The organism is Corynebacterium sp., from assembly GCF_030532965.1.
Taxonomy (GTDB): Bacteria; Actinomycetota; Actinomycetes; order Mycobacteriales; family Mycobacteriaceae; genus Corynebacterium.
This window is the reverse complement of the sequence record NZ_JAUNKC010000001.1, coordinates 1-14,424: the sequence shown is the minus strand read 5'-3', so window position 1 is coordinate 14,424 and position 14,424 is coordinate 1. Positions and strand designations below refer to the sequence as shown.

Below are 14,424 nucleotides of genomic sequence, written 5' to 3'. Positions count from 1 at the left end.
CCGTCAGCATCGCCCTCATCGTTTAATTCCCATAATCCGAAACTGCCGCCCTGGAATTGTTCGTAAAAAATAGCACCAGGTTCCACATGAGGATAAGCCCATAGGCGCGCAGAAACTGCACGAGTTTCTCGCGGCCGACTTTATCGGTGATCTCCGAAACGTCGGCGTCAAAGTCGCCGTCGTAGATGCGGGGGTTGTCATAAAGCGCGTCGGCCCCGTATTCAAGGTGCCTGGAAACCTCGGCTATGATGCTAAAAATCTCAAGCAAAACGTCGTAATGGCATCGGATGATGGGATCTTTGTTAACCCTGTCCGGATGCGCGAAAAATTCCAGCGTCTCATAATTTTCCTCAGGCTGCTTGTCGACGCCGCCACCCACATCTGTGGTCTCGGTCGGCGGTGCTGGTTCGGCTGGCTCCGGCGAGGTAGGAAAGAGAAACGACGCATCGATTAAATCGTCAATGAATTGTTCCACCTGGCTACGTTGGTTGGGTTCCAAGGTGTTGAGAAATGCTTCTAGCCGATTGAGGGTGTCGGACATGGGGTTCCCTTCAGCTATCGGGGCGGGGAAATGCTTTTTCAAAGATACATCTGTTCGTTCGGTGCCGTGGCGGAAATGAAAGTACACTTAAACGCATGTCCAAGTTGTGTCGCGGCGGTGTGCTGCTTATGGTTGCGTTGTGCACGGTGGCGTGCTCAGCCACACCCGGCCCCGCGCCAGTGGAAGACCCCATAGCTTCGGTTTCGCCTAAACCCACTACCACCCCCACACAGCCACGCAAACAAGCACAGGAATTAGCGATAGGGATCGACCCGGTATACACCGGATTCAATCCGCATGTGCTTGCCGACGATTCCCGCTTCACCCAAACTCTCGCCGGATTGGTGCTACCGAGTACCTTTATTGCAGGCACAATCAACGGTGACTTACTGGAATCCGTTGAAGTAATAGATGAATCCGGCACGGTCATCAACACCATCACACCTACCGACGAAGAAAACAAAGAAGAAGCACAACCGGAACAAACCCCACCGGCTGAGGCGAAAACCATCAGGTACCAATTAGCGCCCGAGGCGCAGTGGAGCGACGGCACGCCTATCACTGTTGCGGATTTTGAGTATCTGTGGGACTCGATGCTTAAGACGCCCGGAACGGTTAATCCGGCAGGTTACCGGGCGATTGAGGATGTGAAATCGGCAAGCGGCGGCAAAGTCATTGAAGTTACCTTCGCCGAAAGCTTTAGCCAGTGGCGCACGCTGTTTAACCATCTTCTGCCGAGTCATTTATTGCGCGGCGAGAAATTCAGCACCGTTTTAGCAGGCGGTATCCCAGCGTCTGCAGGGAAGTTCACCATGCGTAATTTCGACCGCAATCGCGGGGTGGTGACGTTAAACCGAAACGACAGGTTTTGGGGTAAAGAGCCCGCCCAGGTGGAAATCTTGAGCTTTAGGGAAATCCGATCCTCCGCCCAGGGGCTAGAACTAATCAGCAATGGCCAAATCAGTTTCATGGACATCACGCCCACCCAAACCTCAACCCGCGCCTTCGAGCTGATTCCCGATACCCAAGTGCGGGTCGAAGCTGATAATTATGCGTTGGAAGTCGTGGCGAACGCGAAACTATCAAAGGTGCTGCGCCAGGAATTGCGTACGGTTATCGACCCGAAGCTGATTGCGCAGTTGGCTTATGGCCGGGATTCAGAGATGTCTATCCCAGAACACGAACATAAACCCGAGCCGCTGCACTTAAGCGCCATGTCTGAACCGCTGCGGATTGGGGTTGATCCGGCTAACCCGGTGGCCGCTGCCGCCGCGACAACCATGGTCCATGCGTTGGCGGGAATGAACGTACGCGCCACCGTGGTGCAGGCTGATACTAATGAACTCATGCGCAGCCTGATCCCCGCCGGGGACGTCGACGTGGTAGTGGCCTTGAGCAACACCAATCTGGCGGACAAATACTCGTGCCCCGTGACTGACGTATTGGGGGCGAATCGTTCTGGCTATTGCGATGAGGAAACGGAAAGCCTGATCAAGGAATACAACGCCGGGCAGAAGACGGAAGAAGAATTAGAAAAAGTGATAGCCGAGGTGGAAACCGAAGAGGCATTGGTGACCACCCTTGCTTACGACGTACGGTTAGAGGTGCTAGGAAAAGGTATTCTAGGACCTGACGAGGACTTAGCTCAGTGGCCCGATGGCCTTAGTTCCTTGGAACAGTGGAGGATCGAAACCAAATGACGAATCTAAGCGGCGTAACCATCGTTGCCGTTCACGCCCACCCAGACGACGAAGCCATCTGGACCGGCGGAATACTTGCCAGCTTGGCACACCGGGGTGCCAACGTTGTAGTGGTCACCTGCACCCTGGGGGAACAAGGCGAGGTTATCGGGGAACCGTTCGCCGATCTCGTAGCCGACCGGGCTGACCAATTAGGTGGTTTTAGGATTCGAGAATTACAAGATTCACTGTCCATATTGGGCGCACGTGGCGTGTTCTTAGGCGGAGCCGGGTGCTGGCGTGATTCCGGAATGGCGGGGGATAAAGCCAACGATCACCCCCGGGCCTTTATCAATTCCGGCGATCCGGCAGTGGAACAACTCAAAGAGATTTTGCGGGAAACCCCACCGCACATCGTCATCACTTATGGCCCCGATGGCGGCTACGGCCACCCCGACCATATCAGGGCCCATGAGATTACCCACCAAGCTATCGAGGAACTCGGTTTCGGTTCCCCGATCTTATGGGCAGTGACTGATCGGCACCGGCTGGAAGAAGGCCTTAACGCCATCGAGGTTCCCACGGCACCCGGCTGGCGGCGCGCCGAACCCGGCGAAATAGCAAGCGTTACCTCCTACGACATCGAGATTCGGCTGACCGACTTTGCCTTGGCAACAAAAGTCGCGGCGATGAAAGCACACCCCACCCAATTGTGGATCGCCGACGGCCAGGTTAACACCACCAATCCGCAGGCAGCTTTCGCCACCACCACCGACATGGACAAAGCGCCATTCGTATTCGCATTGTCTAATCTGATCGCCCAGCCGGTGCTGCGCTACGAGCACTATCAATTGGGCACCTCAGTCACCAGCGCCAGCCAAGAAAACATCCTCGCCATGGTCGCAGGTGAACTGGAAGCTCCAAAGGAGCGTGGCTAGATTGGACGTGGCGGCGTCGAAAAGCGAACAGCAGGTCACCGAAAAACGAACCTACCAAGGATTCTCCAAAGGTGAGGCGGCCTTCGGCCTGTTGTGGCTGAGCATCGGATCGCTCTTAAGCGTCTTGCTGGAAGTGGTCTACCTGGGCACCTGGATTTTTGGGGTGCCGGTGCCGTACACCATCCCGATTGCGTTTTTCTTCAACATGGTGCTCACCAAAACTGCCATGCTGTGGAGCAAAAACACCACTATCGCGCTTATTCCGCTGTGGGTGTGGGTCGCCGGATTTTTTATGCTCACCATGATGGTCTCAGTCACCGGTGACCAATTGGTTGGGGCAAATATTCGCAGCATATTGCTACTGGTAGCCGGTGTGATTGGCGGCGGTTGGCCTATGATCGCACAGAAGTGACATAATAGGGCAATCACCCAAAAATTTAACTCAATCTGGAGAAATTAAACACCAATGACGTACACAATCGCACAGCCCTGCGTTGATGTCATGGACCGAGCCTGCGTGGAAGAATGCCCAGTTGACTGCATCTACGAAGGCAAACGCATGCTCTATATTCACCCTGATGAATGCGTGGACTGTGGTGCCTGCGAACCCGCATGCCCCGTCGAAGCTATCTTCTACGAGGACGACGTTCCGGACGAGTGGATTGACTACAACGATGCCAATGCCGCATTCTTCGACGATCTCGGCGCCCCCGGCGGGGCGGCAAAACTCGGCCCACAGGATTTCGACGCCCCGCTCATCGCGGCGTTGCCCCCGCAGGCCTAACTCAAAACCACGGTTTTTAGCACAGCACACAGAACTCCCACCTATGACCCATAGGGGAGCGGAGTTCTTTTTGCTATGCCACTTGAACTAGCATGGGACACTAGTTTCCCGCGCACGCAGCATAACCAACGAAAAGGTTTCTCATGGCTCGAACCAGTCTAGGCAGCACCCTTCCAGATTTCCCTTGGAACCTCCTTGAACCAGCAAAGGACACCGCAAGCCGGCACCCCGAAGGCATCGTCAACCTTTCCGTCGGTTCCCCCGTCGACGCGGTAGCGCCCGGGATTCAACTGGCACTAGCCGAAGCCGCCGCCGAACCTGGCTACCCACAGACCATCGGCACCCCAAAGCTGCGCCAAGCAATCACCGATTCACTGGCACGGCGTTACAACGCCCCCGACGTGACGAGCGTCCTGCCCGTCATCGGCACCAAAGAAGCTATCGCTTGGTTACCCACCCTGCTTGGATGTACCGGCACCGTCATCATCCCGGAGATTGCCTACCCAACATACGAAGTCGCAGCACTGCTTGCCGGTGCCACCCCGCTACGCAACGATTACTGCTATGAGCTTGACGACGACACCGCCGCAACCGTCGACTTGGTATTCATCAACTCACCATCAAACCCCACCGGCAAAGTCCTCGACGCCGATCACCTGCGCAAAGTCATCGAATGGGCCCGTGCCCACGACGTCGTCGTCGCCAGCGACGAATGCTACCTCGGCCTTACCTGGGAGGACCCCGCACCGTCAATTCTGGATGCGGAAGTAGCAGGCGGAAACTTCGACAACCTCATCGCCATCCACTCGCTGTCCAAAACCGCCAATCTGGCCGGCTACCGCACCGGATTCCTTGCCGGTTGCCCCACCTTGATCGCCGAACTGACGGAACTGCGTAAACACGCGGGGCTCATGATGCCCGCACCCATCCAGGCTGCCATGACCGAAGCGCTTATCGACGACGACCACGAAGTCTTGCAAAAACTGCGCTACGCCTCCCGCCGCGCGAAACTCATGCGGGCGGTTGTGGAAGCAGGATTCGAAGTGGTCAATTCCGAAGCCGGACTCTACCTATGGATCACCCGCAATGAGGATTGCTGGGACACCGTGGCCTGGTTCGCCGACAAAGGCATCCTGGTCGCGCCGGGTTCCTTCTATGGGCCGAGCTCACAACAATTTGTCCGAGTTGCGTTGACGGCAACCGACGATGATGTGGCGAAGTTTGTCAGCCGGTTAAAAAATAACTCGTAGCCAGTTAGCGAACGGTCTAGCCATGACCTGGAGATTAGTTTCACAGCGTTACCGATAATGCGGAGTGCGGAAACACTATATTGCGTCGTCCCACGCCCCGCCTGGGTAGGCGCTGTGGTCGGGTATCCATTCCCCGAGGAAGTCGCCGCCTAAGCCGTCGCTAATGGCGGCTAAGTCTTCGCCCAGGTAGTGCACAATCAATTCCGGATGGTTTTCCTCGAATGCGACTAAAAGTTTAAAAATGACTTCATCGATTGTTTTTAGGCATATGTGATTAAAAAGCTCTTCCGGAATGTTGTTTTCAGCCAGCAACTTCTGAAAATTCTTCGATTCTGGGGTGTTGAATCTTCCGTGATAATCCATCGCCATCGTTGACAAGGCGGCGTCCCTCACGTCGGTCATTAGAATTTTCCCAAAACCTTGTAAAACATCTCGATCGTCCATTGTTCCTCCGTCAGATGTGCAGGTACATGCAATCACCAGTAATAGCATGTGGCGGCATCATTAAGAGCGCAGAGAAGAGGATTTCTGGTTTTCAGGTTTCCACGAGCCGCTTGCGGGAAAGAGTATCAAGAATTTTTATGTCAAGCTGGGCTTCAAACCCGCGTGTGTGAACACATTGACGGCACCGCCCCATGAGCGCTACATTCTGTTGTGACCGGCAAAAACGCGATGGTTGTGCTTAACAGAAAACAATATATGAAGGGGAAATGTATGTCCGTGGTGAGTGAAGAAATTCTCCGGGATTTACAAGAACAGATTTCCAGTGGGGTCGTGGAAACGTTGCGGTTCGTTTTACACGAGAATAACCCGGGCGAGGTTTTTACTTACGCGCTTTATACGGATGACTATTGTTCCTATGTAGGTTGGGCGGCGAATACGCTATCGCATTACGAGACAAAGAAAGCAGAATTCCCCGATAGCCGAGATCAAGCGTTTGTCCAGTGGTACTACCCAGAATTCTTCATTGGCACAGGCGAGGCCCCTGCTGAATTAGACAATATCTTCGACGAGGGGGTCCAAAATCTCCTAGACGAAGCTCAGGGGTTCATGAATGAGGATAATTTTCCGCAGTTTCAGTCAGATATATACGACAGCATAATCGAGGCATTTGGGGCAGCTATTAGCGGGTTTGATCGGGAAATAACCGATGCAATTACTTTCTTTGTGTCTATTGCCGATAGTGACGATGCGGAAAATCTGGAGAATTATTCAGCAGAAAAACTTAATTCAGCCGAAAAATACGCCGCGTTCCAGAAACGATATGACAACTAACGGGACGCGGCGTAATTTCGCGGTTTATTAGGTGCGTTAGATGCGAATTGCGGTTGTGCAATGAAAGGGGCTGTGGATTTTCACGAGGTCTTTACCCGTTGGCAGCGTGATGGAATGACACGTTAATGGTGTTTCCGGGGCGGCTATTAATGTGTATGTTAGGTCGTCGAAATTTATGTCGAAGCTGAAAATGCCCTTCCGGGCGTAGTGTATGAAAGATTCTAAATACTGGTTACGGCTGGCGGAATCGTCGAAAAGTGGCAGGTTTTTCTCGCAAATGACATAGCCGGAAGTAGCGGGAATCCCGCTAATAACGTCATAGTGTAATTCCCATAATTCCCGCGATTGTCGTAATTCCTCGGGGATTTTATCCGTGCCGCCGGACGTGAAATGCGCGATGAAATTCGCAGCGTTTACGGCGAACCAATCGAGATCATGCGACTCGATAAAAAGATTGGTCATTTCCATAGTCAACGTGGCTCCAACGCGAGGTAGGACTGGGTGGTGGGGTAATAGCCCGTGTGGAAGATCCACCCCTTAAAAACGCGAGCACCTGCGGTATTAGCGGCAAACACTAAGTTTTCGGCACAGAAGTGCGGGTGCTCACTGTCCACTTACCTGCATTACAACATCTTTTCCCAACCCAACTCAAAAAACTCGGGTGCCCCTCGCATCCACTGCTGGATCGCTTTCGCAGCCTCGGCGGGGCCAGGAACAAACGTGAGATAGTGGTGCTCGTTATCGCCCTCGTGGTATTCCACCTTCCACCACCCAGGAACCACTGTTTTATCATTGAAACGGAAAGTGGATTCAGTATTGAAGCGGAAAGCCTGAATAAAGCGCTGCTCCTTGCTGGTGGCGTCATCGACAACAATGAAAAACCCATCTGCGTCCGCCGAATAGCTACAAGTTTGCGGGATCGCGGCCTCCGACACCGCCAACATATCGACTTTGCCTGAAACTGACAACCGAAAACGTTGGTCGTCGTCGCCGTAGAGAGCCACAAAGTCTCGCGTGCGGTCGACCATGCCCAAGCCATTGTCGAGCGCAAGCTTCATCAAATACATGTACAAGGACTTGGCGGTGGGCTCGGCAATCAAAATCCAGATTATCCTATCGCCCCACACCGTTACGCTTTCATAAAGCTCATCGCCCGAGTAGGTGCTGAACTCGAAAATCGCGTCGTCGATCTGGTCCACGATCGAATTAAGCTCAGGGGACGGTGTAGCTTCTCTATTTTTGTAGCGCTGTTTTAGTTCCTCATTCTTCGAGAAAGCACGCGGGCCAATCACAACCTGGTTGTTCTCATCACGGTCGGGGATAAACAACAAGATTTCGTATTCCATTTTGCTAACCTCACTCAATTCCTGATTTTAGGGGTCAGCCAAGCCAACCTTCTTTCAATCTAGTTTCAAATGCTTTTTATCGGGCCTTTTTCATCAGATTTTCTTATGGCCTTAGGTGTTTAGACCCACGAAGGTAATAATCACACTTGCGGTGGGTCTTTGAACCACGCACTGACAATGCGGGCAGCAACAAACAGTGCGTAACCTGTGGGCCAAAGAAGCCACCACCCGTGCGTTGTGCTTTCCTGCTGTTAAGGAAATGCGTTTTCCTAACAGTTCTTCAGTAGCCGTGTTACCTGCTCTTTCCCGCCGGTTTCGGCGGGTTCATCGGTCGTGGGTACGCCGTGCGCCTGGGCCCACAGTTTCAGCAGTTGCCCGTTGGTAAGCCGCTGGGAAAGCGCGGTCAGCTCAGCGTAGGCCAGCGGTACCACGTCGGTGTTTTCCAGATTGAGTTTTCCTTCGATGGTGCCGAGCGACGAGTCGATCCAAATGAGCTCATTGGTGGTCAGATCCACGATGAACGGAATGGCGGAGGTTGATTCCACATTGAGTGTGGAGGCGGTTTCCACCGTGCGCGGTTCAAAAACCAATCCTGCCATCTCATCATTGCGAACCATGACACCAGCGATATTGTCGATCGCGCTGAACGGTTGCCCCGAGAAACTTGCGACGCTGATAACCGCGTAGCGGGCGGACGGAAGCTGCATATTCAGCGATTTTAGGTGCAGGTTTTCCCACGTCCACGCGCCGTCGCCCAATCTGATGTCGATGAACTCGCAGCCGCCTTTCGGCCTGGGTGCTTTCACCACATCGCCGGAGTGAATCACCGATCGCCGAAGCCGATTGGAATTCATATTGGTGTAGTCGAGGTAGCTTAATTGTTCGCTGAACTCGGCGTCGGTAAAGCTCACCCCAAGGTCAACGTCCTCGCCGAACCAATGCACGAAAACCCGCAGCACCGCGTGATTTCCGGTGGGGTTTAGCTGGATGCGTTCGCCGGGCCAGATGTCCGTCATGCTTGACGACGCCTGCCTGCGCACCAGTTCCACCGGGATGCTGCTGCCCGTCGCCACTGACTGGGTCACCGGGGCGGGTGCTAAGGTCAACCGTGCCAAAATTGCGTTCTCCAACGCCTCCAGCACCTGCGCCAATAACCCGGGTTCCAGTTTTTCCGTTTTTGAAACATCGGTGATGTGGAATCTTCTGCGCAGCTTGCGAATTTTAACCGCGGCTGTATGGTTTGCTAAGCCGTTGTACGCGGAGATCAACGTGCTCAACCGCACTTTGGGGCCAGCCTCCGCCAACGCAAATTCAATCGCCCCGGCACCGGCTTCCCAGCCTTTCAATTCCGGGTGCCCGGCGAGCCGGACCAGGTGTCGAATCCTGCGCACCAGATTGCCGGGTTCTTCGGTAAGAAGGTTGGCGGCTGCCACGACGTCACCTTTGGCAAGCAACGCCTCCACCCGTGCGTTAAACGACCGGTACCTAACGTTATCGAAGACCACATCTAGGAATTGCTCCGCGCCCACCGACTCGTTGAGCTCGAACGGGTGGATGCGACGCATCACGCTACGCCACACATCTTTGCGACGAACCGCAAGGTCCAGCGAACGTCCGTCGTCGAAAAGCGACAGCACTTTGAGAATCTCTCGGCGGGCAGGCCGCGGAATCGGGTTCAGGGGCAACCGCTGTCGCTTTGGGCGATTGAGGTCGAATGCGCGCTGGTAGTCGCGGCAGAAGCACACCAAAATACTGCGCAAAATGTCGTCAACGTTTCGGGCGTTATTCAAGCCCAACCGCAGGACCTCGGTGGTTTCTATCCCGAGACTGCGCAAGCACAACAACGCGGCGGCGAAGTTCTCGCCGTTGTTAAACCGGATGTCGCGGAAGAGCGTGACGGCATCAAAAGAGATGGACCGGGCGATGTCGGTAACAAACTGCCTGTCCGCGGGGCTCATAGCAATCGCCCCTGCCCAGGCACGACGGATCATGCCACTGCTTAGTGGCGTAAGTTCAAGCACCCGGCGGTTTTTCGCCCAGTCAATCTCGGGCAGGTCGGCGCGCCGACAGTCACGGGTGTCGTCCGGCCGCCACTGCCCCTCGGTGACGTAATGCACTACTGCGGCGGCAAGAAGATCCGCGTCGGTGGCGCGTAGCACCTCGGCGGGAAAGCCAGGAAACAGCGGCTCCCAGGTGCGATCGGAACCCACAGCTTGGCTAGCTGCGAAAATGAGGCTTGTGAGCTGATCCGTGGTGAGGCGGCGGAGGTCATCGCGGTGGGCAACGAATCCCAGGTTTAGTAGTTCGTACATCGCGGTTGCTGCGATTTCTGGCGACGAAACGACTTCCGCATCCGGCTTTATCGCAATAATCCCGTTGCGCAGCATGGAAACAGTTGTGTTGGGGTATGCCATTACCATTGTGACCTCCTTCTACAATCAAAAACTATGGAACGGTAGCTACGAAAAAACCTTCATCAGGGTTTGCAGCGGCATACGTCATGTGTACAAACGTCCTGGCGAAGGTGGGAGATGAGGGTTGCGGTTTCCGCGATAGTTGTAAGGAATGAAAATCCGCAGGTTGTCGTTGTGCCTCACCAGCCCCTTAAATTACAACAATGAAATTAGCAGGTCAATGGGTGTGGGAAACCTAACACTCAAGGTGAGGGGAGCTCTCACGTAGGTGGCAGTCATTTCATATGCGCGTCTTTGACAGGGCCTTTTCTAGAACATCTTCGTGGGCAAGGCTTATCAGTGGGATTGTAACCAGCGCGCTGTTACCCGCGAAGTGGTTTGTCTGTTTTGGTTCAAACCCAAACGAATTGATTTTTCTTACAATGCTTAGCCCAACAGTATAGAAGCTCTTATACAATCGGGTGGTGTATGTTCAGCCGCCACAACTGTGAGGGGAAAACCATGTCGCACCAGCGTAGTTTCATTGCCACCAGCGTCACCGGACTACTCTTCGGCGCTTCGGTGCTTTTTATCGTGATAGCTGTTCTTTTTGGTATCTCGGCCATCACCGATCAATCGGTAGCACTTCCCGGAATCGTGAGCGGGCAGGTACTACACGAGAACAACATTCCAGTAGTGTACTTCGACCCGAATGGCCAAGGAATCATGCTGGTTATCCTCGTAATCGCGGTGAGTTACGTCGCAGCGTCTCGTTCGCGTTGAGTCGAAAACATGGCGTGTGTAAAGCCTTTAGCTTGATGGTGTGCTTCTATCACAACACCCATTAACGCAAGTGATGGTGAGGAAAGGGGCTCCGTGAACCTGAACCTGGTGTGTGAAGTAACGGATGCCTGCGGTTAAGCGCCTCACCAGGGGATAATGGTGGCAAATTGTGGGCGGATAGTCAAGGGGAAACGTGTTCATTTGTAAGGTTAATCGTCGCGAAATTCTGATTTCTACCGTAACTAACCGCGAAAAATCAGGCGCACAGAGTACACTTATCGAAGTTAACTGAAGTTTGAAAGAAAGCGCGCACAGGTGAGTTCCACACGAATCCGACGCAATATCCGCCAATTCATCCAATTTGGAATGGTGGGTGGTTCGGGCGTTTTCGTCAACCTTATCGTGGCGTTTTTATCCAAGAAGATCGCCGGCTGGGGGTGGGGAATAACCGAGCACGATGTGTTTATTAATTTGCTCGGCACGCAGTTCAATATCCGCTGGTATCACGTGTTTATGACTATCGCCTTCGTGGTGGCAAACACCTGGAATTATCAGCTTAACCGCATGTGGACGTTTAAAAGCAGTACGGTTAGTTGGCTGCGGGGCTTCTTCCCGTTCCTGGCTACTGGCATTTTGGCGTTTTTGGTCAGCCAGCTTATCGCCACGTTATTGATGAATCCGACGTCACCGATGGCGCTTTCCAGCGAGCTTTTCGACGACTCCACCGGTTTCCGCACGAAATTCTACTGGGCAACGCTGATCGCTATTTTCTTCTCAATGCCGGTGAATTTCATACTCAATAAGCTGTGGACGTTCCGGAAACAACCGCACACCAAGCTTGTTGTGCATACCGACCCGGTTGGGTAGTTATCTCTTGGTAATTTGATAACCAAAACTTTCACGTATTGCCAGTTCAAGAGGGGTAATGATGTGATTCTTTAGAGAGAAAACGTTTAAAACGTAAGCCCGCTATGGCCAAAATTGTAAATATGTGGGTGGTTTTTGCGGGGAATTATTGGGGGTGCGGTTGACAGGGTAGTGGCGCCGTGAGAATCTGTAACGCTTGCCATACGGCAGGCAGTACGGATGAAAGGAAAACTGTAGTGACTACCGTTGCGATGCTACGTCGGGGTGTATTTGTGGTTCCGGAAACCTCACCTAACGGAACCCCAGAACCTGCTAGCCCGCGTCAGGTTGCAACCGCCGCGGTGGAATTGTTGCGGTTGGGCTTCGGAGCCGATATTGATCAGTTGCAACTGCTGGATGCTATGGCGTTGAAATACCTCGTGTGGCAAGCAGCCATCCTTATGGGTGGGGATCGGCTGTGGCGGCCACTATTTCCAAACTTTCCGCAGGAGCAGTTGTCCGCACAAGCATCGGCACAGTTGTGGTCTCATTGGAAAACCAATCTGGAAGATCAAGCATGGAAGCAGCTGGTGGAAGAGGCAGCAGCGCTTAGCGCGCATGAGGATTCGAAAGAGATCTGGCCGGAAAATCTGCGGCCATTGCAGGCGTTTCAGCCGACGATGAAAACGCTTATCACGGAGTGGGAAAAACCCGTAGGCTTAAGCGAAACAGACCACCAGTTTGTGCTGGACGTGGCTACGTATATCCCGGAGAACGTTTTGCCCTCCGTGTATGCCGCGACGTTTCATCGAGGGGAAAACCTAGCGATCGCCTTGGAAGCATTGCTCTTGGTTGGGCACGACGCAGACGAGGTGTGCAACGTGGGGCTTGCCAAAGCCCGCACCGTCGATGATCTGCTTCGCGTGGTGCTGGCCTGCTACTGCCACGACCCAGCGCGGAGTCGGGACTTGCAATCATCGCCGGAGTATCCGCTGATGCTTAAGCCCATTCCGCGAAAAACACGGCGCACCATTGTGCTGGCGTTATCGGTCTTTGACAACGCATGGAACCTCGATTTGCTGCACAAACGTCGAGTCGCGTGGCGGCGGGTGTTAAGGCGCATCCACCCCTATGACTTTCCCGAGCACACGTATGCCACCACCCAATTAGACGTGGTGTTTGCAAACGGTACTTATCGCACGACAAACGCACAGGTGGAAGATGCCCTAGCATCAGGCGACGTGGTTGCTGCCTGCGCATTGTTGGCGGATAACCCAGGTCATCTGCTGCGGCGATTAGACCACCTCATGCGCCTTGCAACTTTTCGGCGCACCAAAGGTTGGCAGGCAAAAGCGCGTGCCGTGGAAGAAGCCGTAGCCAAAGCCGCACCGCATGCCAAGCTGAGCACGCTGATAACACTGAGAAACAGCCTCAACAACCGGGATAGTGACGTAAAACTGACGCAACTGGGAGACCGGACTGTACTGCGTACGACGTCGAAGAAGAAACTTGACCCCGGCCATCGTCGGAAAGTGATAGCCGCTATCGATGCGGCAATTTCCCACCGGCTCACGCTTATCCCGCCGCCGCATCACCCACTGCCGATTGGCAACCGGGAACCGGTACTGACGGGGCGCAATCAGGCGTCGAAAAGCATCGAACAGTGGGTACGCGGACAGCGGATCAGCCTCGGTAAACCCGCGCCGGGAGCGGTGCTGCGGATATTTAGCCATTGGTACGGGGCGAACGTGGACCTGGCGTTGAGCTTGGCCGATAGCAACCTCAGTAAACAAGTAGCCTATGTTGACCACAGCACACCCCGTGGCAGGTGGGGTGAGACGCTACACCATTCCGGCGACGTGACCGATGGGTCGTATCCGCGCGGCGGGTGCGAGTTTATCAATGTGGCTATAGGCGACCGGGATTACGGCTACAGTGATTGTGATCCGGTGCAGGAAGTGTTACCGGCGGCCCGGTACCTCATTCCGGTGGTCATAAGCTTTGATGCAGGCACATTCGATACCTTGGATTGTTTCACCGGGGCGATGTTGCGTGACGAACCGTTAACCAGTGACGTTTTTCAGCCGCGAACGGTCAAGGCAGCAACAACGATTACCGCTCGTAGCACGGTAGTTGTCCCGTTCGTGGTTGACCTCGATCGGATGGAACTGATCTGGCTCGATGCATCGGCAGGTACCCGGCGCGGCTATACGTCGGTGACCGGGTGTACTATTCCCGCGTTGGTCAAAGCGGAGCTTAGCCGGTTGTCCGCTCAGATCACGGTGGGTGACCTGCTTAGGTTGTGGGCCAGTGCTCACGATCACCCCACGGTGGCGGAAGAGCAGCTGGAGTTTAGCCGCGATCTTATCAATTCGCTTTTAGCCGCCGTGTAACTGTGTCATACTGGTGTACTGGCGAGGCCATAGATATTCGTTACTTCTTCCTTGTGATGGATATTTTCACGGGTATCACTTTCCTCGCCTTCTTTTAAAGCGTTATGACCTCCGCCAGAGTGGCTGAAAAGCCGCAGTTACGGGTTAAGGGACAAAATGTGTGTCTGGTCGGCGTGTCGTGGTTTGTGTTGTTAGT

The 14,424-nt window shown here is 54.1% G+C and carries 14 protein-coding genes; 9 read left to right on the top strand and 5 right to left on the bottom strand.

What is annotated here, in order from left to right; all coding sequences use genetic code 11:
• Window positions 1-22 precede the first annotated feature (22 nt).
• Entirely contained in the window at window positions 23-541 is a 519-nt protein-coding gene (locus Q4D85_RS00070) for a hypothetical protein (RefSeq protein ID WP_303197340.1), read from the bottom strand.
• A gap of 95 nt (window positions 542-636) precedes the next feature.
• Between Q4D85_RS00070 and Q4D85_RS00065 the strand changes: the two genes are divergently transcribed.
• The 5 genes from Q4D85_RS00065 (at window position 637) to dapC (ending at window position 5,192) form a co-directional block, all read left to right on the top strand.
• Window positions 637-2,241 (top strand): ABC transporter family substrate-binding protein, encoded by a 1,605-nt coding sequence (locus Q4D85_RS00065; RefSeq protein WP_303197339.1) that lies wholly within the window; start codon window positions 637-639, stop codon window positions 2,239-2,241.
• Window positions 2,238-3,158, top strand: a complete 921-nt coding sequence (gene mshB / locus Q4D85_RS00060; protein ID WP_303197338.1) for an N-acetyl-1-D-myo-inositol-2-amino-2-deoxy-alpha-D-glucopyranoside deacetylase — start codon at window positions 2,238-2,240, stop codon at window positions 3,156-3,158. The genes Q4D85_RS00065 and mshB overlap by 4 nt, the downstream gene beginning before the upstream one ends.
• 1 nt (window position 3,159) lies before the next feature.
• A complete protein-coding gene (locus tag Q4D85_RS00055) occupies window positions 3,160-3,570 on the top strand; it encodes a hypothetical protein (RefSeq protein ID WP_303197677.1) in 411 nt (136 codons plus the stop codon).
• Between the two features lie 54 nt (window positions 3,571-3,624).
• Window positions 3,625-3,942 (top strand): ferredoxin, encoded by a 318-nt coding sequence (gene fdxA / locus Q4D85_RS00050; RefSeq protein WP_047261715.1) that lies wholly within the window; start codon window positions 3,625-3,627, stop codon window positions 3,940-3,942.
• 143 nt (window positions 3,943-4,085) lie between these two features.
• Window positions 4,086-5,192 carry a succinyldiaminopimelate transaminase gene (dapC, locus tag Q4D85_RS00045; protein WP_303197335.1) on the top strand — a complete coding sequence of 369 codons (1,107 nt, stop codon included), beginning with the start codon at window positions 4,086-4,088 and terminating at the stop codon, window positions 5,190-5,192.
• A 75-nt stretch (window positions 5,193-5,267) separates the two neighbouring features.
• Here dapC and Q4D85_RS00040 read toward each other — a convergent pair whose 3' ends face one another.
• Entirely contained in the window at window positions 5,268-5,594 is a 327-nt protein-coding gene (locus Q4D85_RS00040) for a hypothetical protein (protein WP_303197334.1), read from the bottom strand.
• 312 nt (window positions 5,595-5,906) lie between these two features.
• On the opposite strand from Q4D85_RS00040, the gene Q4D85_RS00035 reads away from it, so the two are divergent.
• Window positions 5,907-6,467 (top strand): DUF4303 domain-containing protein, encoded by a 561-nt coding sequence (locus Q4D85_RS00035; protein ID WP_303197332.1) that lies wholly within the window; start codon window positions 5,907-5,909, stop codon window positions 6,465-6,467.
• Window positions 6,468-6,503: 36 nt separating this feature from the next.
• Here the strand turns inward: Q4D85_RS00035 and Q4D85_RS00030 are convergent, their stop codons facing one another.
• From Q4D85_RS00030 to Q4D85_RS00020, 3 genes are all read right to left on the bottom strand, one after another.
• Complete coding sequence (locus tag Q4D85_RS00030) at window positions 6,504-6,929, bottom strand: hypothetical protein (protein ID WP_303197330.1); 426 nt, start codon at window positions 6,927-6,929, stop codon at window positions 6,504-6,506.
• 161 nt (window positions 6,930-7,090) lie between these two features.
• A complete protein-coding gene (locus Q4D85_RS00025; RefSeq protein WP_303197327.1) occupies window positions 7,091-7,813 on the bottom strand; it encodes a hypothetical protein in 723 nt (240 codons plus the stop codon).
• A 269-nt stretch (window positions 7,814-8,082) separates the two neighbouring features.
• Window positions 8,083-10,227, bottom strand: a complete 2,145-nt coding sequence (locus Q4D85_RS00020) for a hypothetical protein (protein ID WP_303197326.1) — start codon at window positions 10,225-10,227, stop codon at window positions 8,083-8,085.
• Window positions 10,228-10,728: 501 nt separating this feature from the next.
• On the opposite strand from Q4D85_RS00020, the gene Q4D85_RS00015 reads away from it, so the two are divergent.
• From Q4D85_RS00015 to Q4D85_RS00005, 3 genes are all read left to right on the top strand, one after another.
• Window positions 10,729-10,989 carry a hypothetical protein gene (locus tag Q4D85_RS00015; protein WP_303197325.1) on the top strand — a complete coding sequence of 87 codons (261 nt, stop codon included), beginning with the start codon at window positions 10,729-10,731 and terminating at the stop codon, window positions 10,987-10,989.
• A 366-nt stretch (window positions 10,990-11,355) separates the two neighbouring features.
• Window positions 11,356-11,856, top strand: a complete 501-nt coding sequence (locus Q4D85_RS00010) for a GtrA family protein (protein ID WP_303197676.1) — start codon at window positions 11,356-11,358, stop codon at window positions 11,854-11,856.
• A gap of 236 nt (window positions 11,857-12,092) precedes the next feature.
• A complete protein-coding gene (locus Q4D85_RS00005; protein WP_303197324.1) occupies window positions 12,093-14,228 on the top strand; it encodes a hypothetical protein in 2,136 nt (711 codons plus the stop codon).
• Window positions 14,229-14,424 lie beyond the last annotated feature (196 nt).

Bases quoted from the DNA above. Each gene is read 5' to 3' on its own strand.
- Q4D85_RS00070 (WP_303197340.1), bottom strand. From the start codon at position 541: ATGTCCGACACCCTCAATCGGCTAGAAGCATTTCTCAACACCTTGGAA.
- Q4D85_RS00065 (WP_303197339.1), top strand. From the start codon at position 637: ATGTCCAAGTTGTGTCGCGGCGGTGTGCTGCTTATGGTTGCGTTGTGC.
- mshB (WP_303197338.1), top strand. From the start codon at position 2,238: ATGACGAATCTAAGCGGCGTAACCATCGTTGCCGTTCACGCCCACCCA.
- fdxA (WP_047261715.1), top strand. From the start codon at position 3,625: ATGACGTACACAATCGCACAGCCCTGCGTTGATGTCATGGACCGAGCC.
- dapC (WP_303197335.1), top strand. From the start codon at position 4,086: ATGGCTCGAACCAGTCTAGGCAGCACCCTTCCAGATTTCCCTTGGAAC.
- Q4D85_RS00040 (WP_303197334.1), bottom strand. From the start codon at position 5,594: ATGACCGACGTGAGGGACGCCGCCTTGTCAACGATGGCGATGGATTAT.
- Q4D85_RS00035 (WP_303197332.1), top strand. From the start codon at position 5,907: ATGTCCGTGGTGAGTGAAGAAATTCTCCGGGATTTACAAGAACAGATT.
- Q4D85_RS00030 (WP_303197330.1), bottom strand. From the start codon at position 6,929: ATGACCAATCTTTTTATCGAGTCGCATGATCTCGATTGGTTCGCCGTA.
- Q4D85_RS00025 (WP_303197327.1), bottom strand. From the start codon at position 7,813: ATGGAATACGAAATCTTGTTGTTTATCCCCGACCGTGATGAGAACAAC.
- Q4D85_RS00020 (WP_303197326.1), bottom strand. From the start codon at position 10,227: ATGGCATACCCCAACACAACTGTTTCCATGCTGCGCAACGGGATTATT.
- Q4D85_RS00015 (WP_303197325.1), top strand. From the start codon at position 10,729: ATGTCGCACCAGCGTAGTTTCATTGCCACCAGCGTCACCGGACTACTC.
- Q4D85_RS00010 (WP_303197676.1), top strand. From the start codon at position 11,356: ATGGTGGGTGGTTCGGGCGTTTTCGTCAACCTTATCGTGGCGTTTTTA.